This is a genomic window from Bacteroides sp. OM05-12 (assembly GCF_003438995.1).
GTDB lineage: Bacteria > Bacteroidota > Bacteroidia > Bacteroidales > Bacteroidaceae > Bacteroides.
The window spans coordinates 374,610-384,476 of the sequence record NZ_QSUN01000003.1 but is presented as its reverse complement, the minus strand read 5'-3'; the positions used below and the strand labels follow the sequence as shown (position 1 = coordinate 384,476).

The 9,867-nt window shown below is 37.6% G+C and carries 5 protein-coding genes; 1 reads left to right on the top strand and 4 read right to left on the bottom strand.

Features of this window, described 5'->3' with window-relative positions; all coding sequences use genetic code 11:
* Nucleotides 1-339 (top strand): integrase core domain-containing protein (locus DXB63_RS04820; RefSeq protein ID WP_147332259.1); only part of this gene is annotated, 339 nt, incomplete at its 5' end.
* A gap of 282 nt (nt 340-621) precedes the next feature.
* Here DXB63_RS04820 and DXB63_RS04815 read toward each other — a convergent pair.
* The 4 genes from DXB63_RS04815 to purL form a co-directional block, all read right to left on the bottom strand.
* Nucleotides 622-1,197 carry a chromate transporter gene (locus DXB63_RS04815; RefSeq protein ID WP_122125243.1) on the bottom strand — a complete coding sequence of 192 codons (576 nt, stop codon included), beginning with the start codon at nt 1,195-1,197 and terminating at the stop codon, nt 622-624.
* Complete coding sequence (locus DXB63_RS04810) at nt 1,194-1,736, bottom strand: chromate transporter (protein WP_122125242.1); 543 nt, start codon at nt 1,734-1,736, stop codon at nt 1,194-1,196. Before DXB63_RS04810 ends, DXB63_RS04815 begins: the two co-directional genes overlap by 4 nt.
* Before the next feature lie 3 nt (nt 1,737-1,739).
* Complete coding sequence (locus tag DXB63_RS04805; RefSeq protein WP_122125241.1) at nt 1,740-5,771, bottom strand: two-component regulator propeller domain-containing protein; 4,032 nt, start codon at nt 5,769-5,771, stop codon at nt 1,740-1,742.
* A gap of 249 nt (nt 5,772-6,020) precedes the next feature.
* Entirely contained in the window at nt 6,021-9,722 is a 3,702-nt protein-coding gene (gene purL / locus DXB63_RS04800; protein WP_122125240.1) for a phosphoribosylformylglycinamidine synthase, read from the bottom strand.
* Between the last annotated feature and the right edge of the window lie 145 nt (nt 9,723-9,867).

Below are 9,867 nucleotides of genomic sequence, written 5' to 3'. Positions count from 1 at the left end.
TGCAGCAAGGCATATGTGGAACTGCTGCAATCGCACGGAATACAGATTAGCATGACAGAAAATGGTGATCCAAAGGAAAATGCCGTTGCCGAAAGGGTAAACGGTATCCTGAAAGAGGAGTGGTTGAACAGGGAAACGATAGAATCTTTGGAGCAGGGAAGAGAGAGGATAGCAGAGATTATAGGACTCTACAATAAAAGAAGACCACATCTGAGCAATAGCTATCTTACTCCTGAAGAAGCGCACGGGCAGAGTGGCATATTAAAGAGACAGTGGAAAACATACTATAAAAACAAACAAGATATGTACAAGAATGAAGAAGAAGGTGTATCTTTGTAAAAAGAGCCTGGGGTTGACCGCCGGGGTACCCCGGCGGTCAACCCCAGGCAGGACTAAGATATCTAAACAGAATAAGAAATAAAAATAGACAACCTATAATAGGACTATTAAGTTTAACCAGTCAACCAAAAGCAGGACGATACAGACTCTTTTTTGTCCAACTTTTGGGGTGCAGTTCACAAAAAAGTACCTTCACTATTACTTGTTGTGCAATAGTGATTTATGTCCGAAAGTGAAGGGTGAAGGCAATTTAAAATTTAATCTAAAATAGATACAAAAATGTCAGTATATAAGGAAACCGGCAATTCCCATCACTATAATCATAGCAATCGGGTTTAATTTGTATTTATAAGTCCCTACAAAAGTGATGATGAAAATTATAACACTGACAATGAAAGTATATTTGTCTGTGTTGAAACTTCCGAAGTTTTCCACATTCATTAACAATAAAGCGGCAGATGCAAGTAGACCTACTACTGCCGGGCGCAGACCTTTGAACACAGCTTCCACCATAGGATGTTTCTGGTATTTTAAGAAGAACTTGCTGATAAGGAGCATCAAAATGAATGATGGCAGCACAACTGCAAATGTAGCGGTGCATGAACCTAGGATTCCGTAAAGGATTCCGTCAAATCCGGCATTCTGGACGGCGGTATATCCTACGTAAGTTGCCGAGTTGATACCGATGGGTCCCGGTGTCATCTGACTTATGGCAACAATGTCTGTGAACTCTTTAGATGAAAGCCAGTTGTAACGGGTTACTACCTCACCTTGTATTAATGAAAGCATGGCATAACCGCCTCCGAACCCGAAAAGTCCGATTTTGAAGAATGTATAGAATATATATAAGAATATCATATATTATTTTTTTTAATACGTCCGTAAATATAGCCTCCCACACCCGCAAAGATAATGATATAGATTGGCGATACTCCTAATAACCAGATCAGTAAGGTGGATATGATAGGTATGATAATAGTATAGCGGTTTATCTTGGCGGATTTTGCCATGCTGAAGGTCGGTGCGGCAATAAGTGCCACGACTGCCGGGCGAATACCTTTGAAAATACGTTCCACCACCGGATAATCCTGAAAATTATGAAAGAACATTGCAATGGCCAGTATAATAAAAAAGGATGGCAGTACAGTTCCTAAAGCAGTGATGATACTTCCTTTGACTCCTTTTAATTTATAGCCGATAAAGATGGATATGTTGACAGCAAAAATACCCGGCGCCGATTGAGAAATGGCAAGCAGATCAATAAAGTCGTCTTTGCTTATCCATTTACGTTTATCTACAATTTCATCTTCTATAAGAGGGACCATTGCGTAACCTCCGCCAATGGTGAACATACCAATCTTTAAAAAAATTCCAAATGATTCTAAGTAAATGTTCATAATTTATTCATCTTCTTCGTCTTTACCGATATATTTGCTAGGAGTCATATTGAAATATTTCTTGAAAACTTCACGGAAATACTTTGTGTCATTGAATCCTACCATGAATGCAACTTCATTTATCGAGTACTTTTTAGCTTTTAATAATTCTCCTGCGCGGTTCATACGTTGTGTCCTTATAAAATCGGCGGGCGCTTGTGTTGTCAATGCTTTTATCTTATTATAAAAACTTGTACGACTCATGTTGAGTGCAGAACTGAGCTTCTCCACAGAAAAATCAGAATTATCTATGTTTTTCTCAATCTCTTCTTTCACTTTACTCATGAATTTATAATCTAGCTCGGAAGAATAATTATTCGTTTCCGGTTCTTTTAAATCCAGGTGAGCATATTGCTGGATAAGCAATGCTCTGTTTGCTAATAGATTGGCTATATTTGCTTTAAGTATACCGATATCAAAGGGTTTAGTCATGTATTCGTCTGCTTTTATGGCTAATCCGTTGATTATGTTTTCTCTGTCGCTCAATGCCGTTAAAAGTATAATAGGGATATGAGATGTTTCAATATCACTTTTTAAAGCAACGCACATTCCGCTTATGGACTCTTCCATTCCATCCTGTGATGTTTCAATATCACTTTTTAAAGCAACGCACATTTCATCTCCTCTCATCCTAGGCATCATGATATCAGAGATAATAAGGTTGGGCATAATGTTTTTAGCCATAATAAGTCCTTCTTCTCCGTTTGATGCCAGATGAACGGTATATTTCTCAGTCAATGAGCGTTTTAAATAGCTCTTTAATTCATCGTTATCTTCTACTATTAATATTTTTGTCGTATTGGAAGATGGCGGCGGTAATGTATCGTCACTTGAATTCTTACTGGGGGCATATAATCTGTTGTCGGTAATTGCTAAACTGGTTTGTTCCGGTAGACTTAATAAATCTTGTCTGAAATGTTTATGTCCATGTCTGAATGTTACAAGAAATGAAGATCCTTCATTTAAAACACTCTTAATGATTATGCGCCCTTTATGTTTCTTTACTAATCTTTTGACTAATAATAAACCGATACCGCTTCCTGATGTTTTCAGATTGACAGCATTGCTTCCTCTGAAAAACATTCTGAACAGTTTCTTTTGTTCATCAGCCGGGATGCCGATACCCGTATCTTTTATTTCTATACTCCAATACTGGGGATTGCTGAAAGCTGTGATACTTACCGAACCCATTTCCGGGGTATATTTAAGTGCATTAGATATCAGGTTTCTTAAGATAGAATCCATTTTCGTTTTATCAAACCAGACATTAAGAAAACGGAAATTACTCTCAAAAGTTAATTGTATTTGTTTGGCTTCGGCAAATGACTTAAATTGCTGTATAATTTCTTCTATGAAAGAATACAACTCATATTCTGCGATACGCAATTTTATGGTAGAGTCGCTTGTCTTTTCAAAGTTGATAAGATTATTTATTATCCTGAAAAGATTGTTTGTACTTCGTATGGCCGTGAGCAGATTGGCTTCTCCGTCAGGAGATAGTTTCTCTTTCTCCAGAATATCATTCAGGGGAGCTTTAACCAGGGTTAATGGGGTACGTATGTCGTGTGCCGCATTAATGAAGAATGAGACTTTTTCCGAGGATATTTCTTTTTCTTTCTTCATAAAGAAGTAGCGCAAAATAGCTCCTATGACAAGAATAATGAGGATACCGTAAAGTATCATTGCCCAAGGAGTTTTCCAAAATGGGGGAGCTATTATGATATTTATCGACCGTTCTTCCAATATTTGATAATCCTCGCTTGAAATAGCACGGACATGGAGCCTATAGTTTCCCGGGTCAAGGTTGGTATATCGAATTATATTCTCACTGCTAGGTTTATTCCATTCATTATAGAACCCGTCGAGTTTCCAGGAGTACATCGCTTGTGAAGGATAATCGTAGTTGATAGTTGATAAACGTAATGAGAATATATTTTGGTCGTGGCTCAAGTATATTTTTTTTGTATCATTTATATCTTCTGTCAATGGTGAGTTCTTTTCTCCCGGATGGATCGTTTGATAAAATAATCGGAAGTCACTGAATATTAGTTTACCCTCGTTATATTCGGGTAAATAAGTATCTAACTTAAATTCAATAGCACCGTCACCACTCCCGATAACAATTGTATTTCGGCTTGTACTTGTTCCGGAATTCATATTGAAATGAGTGGTCATGAGCCCTTGTTCTTTTGTCCAGTTATGGAAAGTCTTTTCCTTTAGATAAAAGCGTGTGATGCTATTTTCAGTGCTTAATATTAAATTTCCTTTTTTATCAGAAAATATGGTATAAATACTGTTTGAGATTAATGCGCTGTTTTCTTTCCGGTAGTTGATGAATTCTTTTGTTTTGGGATTATAGATAATCAATCCGTCTCCACTGGTACCTATATAAATAGTTCCGTCTGCTCCTCTATGTATATTATTGACGAAGAAAGATTTAACGGGAAGTTTTATTTGGTCGATTTTTTTTGTTTTTATGTTCAATAGGTAGAGTCCGTTGGTGTTGCCTATCCACATATGATTGGAATCTTCTTCTATTATGTTATTAATATGTCTTATTTTAGAGAAGAATTCTATTTTATGTTGCTTTATATCAATATATTTAAGGTCGTAGAATCCTCCGATCCATATTCTTTCTTGTGAATCTTTATATATGGAACGTATGTATTTATCGGTTTTTGCATTCGCTTTAAATGAGCTGGGAACAAAGTAATTTGCTTTCATCGTCTTTTTTTCAATCCAGTACATGCCTGAAGTATATCCGCCTGCAAGAATAATTCCGGGCATGATTTCGCATATTGACATGAAAATGTGGTTCTTATTTCGGGCATCGGAGTGAAAAGAGGATAATAAGTTTGTCCAAGTATCTTTCTGTACGCTATAGTTACTTATGCCATTATTAGTCGCAAACCATAAATCTCCGTCTTCGTCCTCGATAACGGCATTTACCTGGTCATTTATTAATGAGTTCTTATTTCCTATTGCATGCTTAATCCATTTGTATGCAGGGAAATGCCGGTTGAAGATTGTAATGCCGATAGGATAGTTAGCCATCCAGATTCGTTTGTTCCCTTCAACATATATATCATTGATATTATTCCCATTCATTAGGTTAGGATGATTGTAGTCCGCAGTAATGTATGGAATTAATTGATCTGTTGAAAGATCCATTTTGTACACTCCGGCACCATCTGTTCCAATAAGCAGCTCGTTTTCATTCAGTGCTTTAATACAATTGATGTTTACATCTTCCAGTTCCTTTAATTGTTTGACATTATTCTTGCTTATGTCATATATAAATACACCTTTTAAAAAGCTGCCGATAATAATTTTATGTAATTTCTTAGAGTAGAATAAGGAGCCTACTTGTACTTCAAGGGAATCTAAAGATTGTTTTTTAACGATTTGCAGCGTATTATCTTTCAATGTTCCTATATGTACTCCTTGGGACGTACCGATGCAATAAGTCTCTTTATCTATTTGAATGATGTTACTGACTTCCTCATTTAAATTACTGTTCAGCAATATTTCTTGATTAGAGTCAATATTATAAATATATTGTTTCTGAGCAGTACATAGCCATATATTGTTATTATCGTCTATGTATGCGTAATGGAAAGTATTATCTTTATCTTGTTTGTCGGTTTTTAAAATATTTATTAGCTGAAATTCGTCTGCGAAATGGTTATATTTAAACAATTCGCCTGCTCTGCCTACTTCCCATATATTACTGACTGTGTCAATATGTAATTGATTGAAATTAATGAATGAGTTAACGTCTCTACTATCGATTTTTAATTTGTAGTGTTTAAATCGCTTACCGTCGAAGCGGTCAATTCCTCCGTGGGTAAGAAACCACATATAACCTCGTTTGTCTTTTTGAATGGAATATACTTTTCTGTTGCTGAGGCCATCCTCTACTCCCAAATAAGTGTAGTTTTGAGCTGCGCAGTAAGAGCAAGTAATGAGCAATAGAAAAAGTAATATTCTATTCATAATAAAATATTGTTTTAAGATGGTATATTTTACAAAAATCGCAAATATAACCGATTCTGCAAAATGTAAAGGAAAAAACTTATTTAGTAATAACTGTTTTTATGGATAATTGTTTGCCATTTCTGCTATAAATGTTACGAAAAATCGTTTTTTAAATATTCTTTGGCGCAGGGAGTGACATTTGGATAAAATAATTCCGGAACTATTTTATGTAGGAGTAGTTCCGGAATATATATTTAAGGATTATATTTATTTATGACTTTCAACCCATTTTCGTGCGTTTACGAACGCTTCTATCCATGGAGTTATTTGGTCATTATATAAACGGTCTGCCGGATAGTTGGCATTCTGCCAAGGGAAACATGAACGTTCCAAATGTGGCATCATAGCCAAATGACGACCATCCCGGCTTGCTAAACCGGCTACATTGTAATCGGAACCATTTGGATTTCCCGGATATTCGTTATAAGAATATTTTAAAACGACATTGTATTGGTCTTCGTCGTATGGCAATGAGAATTTTCCTTCTCCGTGGGCTACCCAAATGCCAAGTTTGTTTCCACTTAGCGAGCCAAACATAACGCTCTTGTTCATAGGAACGGTGACCCCTATAAAAGTAGATTCGAATTTATGTGACTCATTGTGTAGCATTTTAGCTTTCTTGGTATGTTCCGGATTGACTAAACCTAACTCAATCATTAATTGGCAACCATTGCATACACCTAATGATAAAGTGTCTTTTCGGGCATAGAAGTTGTCTAAAGCGGCTTTTGCTTTCGGATTGAATAAAAAGCTGCCTGCCCATCCTTTGGCAGAACCTAAAACATCAGAGTTGGCAAAGCCACCGCAGAATACAATCATATTTATATCTTCCAATGTTTCTCGTCCGCTGATAAGATCTGTCATTGTTACGTCTTTTACGTCAAATCCTGCCAGATAAAGCATATAAGCCATTTCACGTTCACCATTCGTTCCTTTTTCACGGATAATAGCGGCTTTTACTCCACTTGGAGTCTGCCGTTCCGGAGAGATACCATATTGATTCAACTTCCCGGTGAAGTCTTTGTTGAAGACAAATTCCAATGGCTGCATTTTATAATTCTCGAAACGTTTCTTAGCGCAACCGTTCATTGACTGTTTACGATCGAGCAGATAAGAAGAAGAATACCAGACATCACGCATATAATCGATTCCGAATTGGTAAGTAGCTCCGTCTTTAGAAATCAGGATGTGACGTTCTTCTGTCGGCTTACCTAGTTTTACAAAACCAATACCGGCATCTTCCAATATTTTCTTGACGTCTTCTTTCTGTTTGTCTTTAACCTGAATGACTACTCCCGGATTCTCAGCAAACAATATCTTAACAATATCATCTTCTTTTATCTTATCAAGAGTGATTTCCATACCGCCTTCTACATTAGCAAAGCACATTTCTAATAAGGTGGTAATTAAACCTCCTGCCGAAATATCATGTCCGGACATGATAAGACCTTTATTGATTAATTCTTGAATGGCAAGGAATGCATCACGGAAATATTCTGCATTTTGTACTGTAGGAACATCATCACCTATCTTATTTAGAGACTGTGCAAATGCCGATCCTCCTAATTTCAGTCTGTCAAAGCTAAAATCAATATGGTAGATTGTCGATTTGGGATCATTAATTAGTACAGGAGAAACGACTTTCTTAATATCAGAAACTTCTCCTCCGGCAGACACAATGACTGTTCCCGGAGAAATTACTTTATCTCCGTTCGGGTATTTTTGAGTCATTGAAAGAGAATCCTTACCTGTCGGCACATTAATTTGCAATTCACAGCAGAAGTCTGATAATGCTTTTACGGCTGTATACAGGCGTGCGTCTTCTCCTTCTTGAGATCGGCAGGGCCACATCCAGTTTGCGGAAAGGGAAATACTATCCATTCCGTCTGCCATCGGTGCCCATACAATGTTCGTTAAAGCCTCGGATACGGCAAGTATAGAACCTGCTGCCGGATCAGCCAATGCTGCTTGAGGAGCATGTCCTAGTGATGTGGCAATTCCTTTTTCTCCACGGTAGTCAAGAGCTACAACACCGCAGTCACTTAGTGGTAATTGTATTTCTCCCTGACATTGCTGACGCGCTACTTTACCCGTTACGGAGCGGTCTACCTTATTTGTTAACCAATCTTTACAAGCGACAGCTTCTAATTGGAGAACACGGGTGAGGTATTCGTGAAGCTTGGAAGTCTCATAAGCCGGATTTTCAAAGTGCTTTTCTACCGTCTTATCAATCATGTAAGTTTTAGGAGAACTTCCGAACATTTGGCTTACGGCTAAATCAAACGGACGTATACCATCTGCTTGTTCAAAAGCGAAACGTTCGTCACCGGTTGTTTCTCCAACTATATACATAGGAGCACGTTCGCGTTCTGCTACTTTGCGGACATGTTCTATAGCTTCCTCTTTTATTAATAATCCCATGCGTTCTTGAGACTCATTGGCTATGATTTCTTTTGCCGATAAAGTTTTATCACCGATAGGGAGTTTATCCATATGAATTAATCCGCCATTTTCTTCAACAAGCTCGGATAAACAGTTTACATGTCCGGCCGAACCGTGGTCATGAATGGATACAACAGGGTTTGTTTCTTCTTCACAGAGAGCACGTACAACATTATAAGTACGTTTTTGCATTTCAGCGTTTGCACGTTGTATTGCATTCAATTCTATGCCACTACTATAACGTCCCGTATCGACGGAAGAAACCGAACCACCTCCAAGACCGATCCGATAGTTGTCGCCGCCCATAACGACGACTTTATTCCCTGTTTCCGGTTTACCTTTCAGGCAATCGCGTTGAGTTCCGAAACCAACGCCACCCGCCAGCATAATTACTTTGTCGTAGCCATAGAAAGTGTTATTTTCTTTATGCTCGAACGTTAGAACTGAACCACAAATAAGCGGTTGACCGAACTTATTTCCAAAATCCGAAGCTCCGTTTGAAGCCTTTATAAGAATTTGTTCCGGAGTTTGGTATAACCATTTACGTACAGGCAGTAACTCTTCCCATTCTCTGCCTTCTTCCGTACGTGGATATGAAGTCATATATACAGCGGTTCCGGCAATAGGCATAGAACCTTTACCACCTCCCATACGGTCACGAATTTCTCCTCCTGTTCCGGTAGAAGCACCATTGAATGGCTCTACTGTTGTTGGGAAATTATGAGTCTCGGCTTTTAATGAAATAACGCTTTTTACATTTTTAACTTGAAAGAAGTCTGGCTTGGAATGATCTGCCGGGGCAAATTGTTCAATTACCGGACCTTCGGCAAAAGCCACATTATCTTTATATGCAGAAATTATTTTATTTGGATTCTCGGCGGTTGTTTTCTTTATCATTTGGAAAAGTGATGATTCCATTTCTTTTCCATCAATAATAAATGTTCCCCCAAATATTTTATGGCGACAATGCTCTGAGTTTATTTGGGCAAAGCCAAATACCTCTGAATCTGTTAACTTACGCCCTAATTCTTTTTCTACTTGAACCAGGTAGTCCATCTCTTCTTTGGAAAGCGCCAATCCTTCCTGCTCATTGTAGGCGGCTAAGTCTTCAATATAAACAATAGGTTCCGGTTTTCGGTTAACCGTGAAGATCAGATTATCCAATCCTTTGTACATACGTTGTAGCATAGGATCGTGTTCTGCTTTTTCATTTTTTACCGGAAAATATTCTTCAATACGAAGGATACCTTCAATACCCATGTTTTGTGTGATTTCTACAGCATTGGTGCTCCATGGAGTAATCATTTCCTTACGTGGCCCTACAAAGTATCCTTGTAGATTGTCACTTGTTTCAGCTTTAGCTTCGCCAAAGAGCCAACATAGTTTTTTAATGTCTTCTTGTGAGAGATCATGGTTAGCATCTACGGCAACCACATTTTGAGAAGGAGTTCTAAAAAAAAGAATCATATCGTTTTAAGTATGAGTTGTTTGTTATAATTCTATTTTAAGATATAAGAATTTATTTTGCAAAGTTACATAAAAGGCTCGTTATGTGAAAGAAATGTAGCGAAAATAAATAAAAAGGCGATATATAATTTGCTTTGTCGGACAC

What these genes read in the sequence shown, in the direction of transcription:
- DXB63_RS04810 (WP_122125242.1), bottom strand. Translation starts at nt 1,736, where the DNA reads ATGAACATTTACTTAGAATCATTTGGAATTTTTTTAAAGATTGGTATG.
- DXB63_RS04815 (WP_122125243.1), bottom strand. Translation starts at nt 1,197, where the DNA reads ATGATATTCTTATATATATTCTATACATTCTTCAAAATCGGACTTTTC.
- purL (WP_122125240.1), bottom strand. Translation starts at nt 9,722, where the DNA reads ATGATTCTTTTTTTTAGAACTCCTTCTCAAAATGTGGTTGCCGTAGAT.
- DXB63_RS04805 (WP_122125241.1), bottom strand. Translation starts at nt 5,771, where the DNA reads ATGAATAGAATATTACTTTTTCTATTGCTCATTACTTGCTCTTACTGC.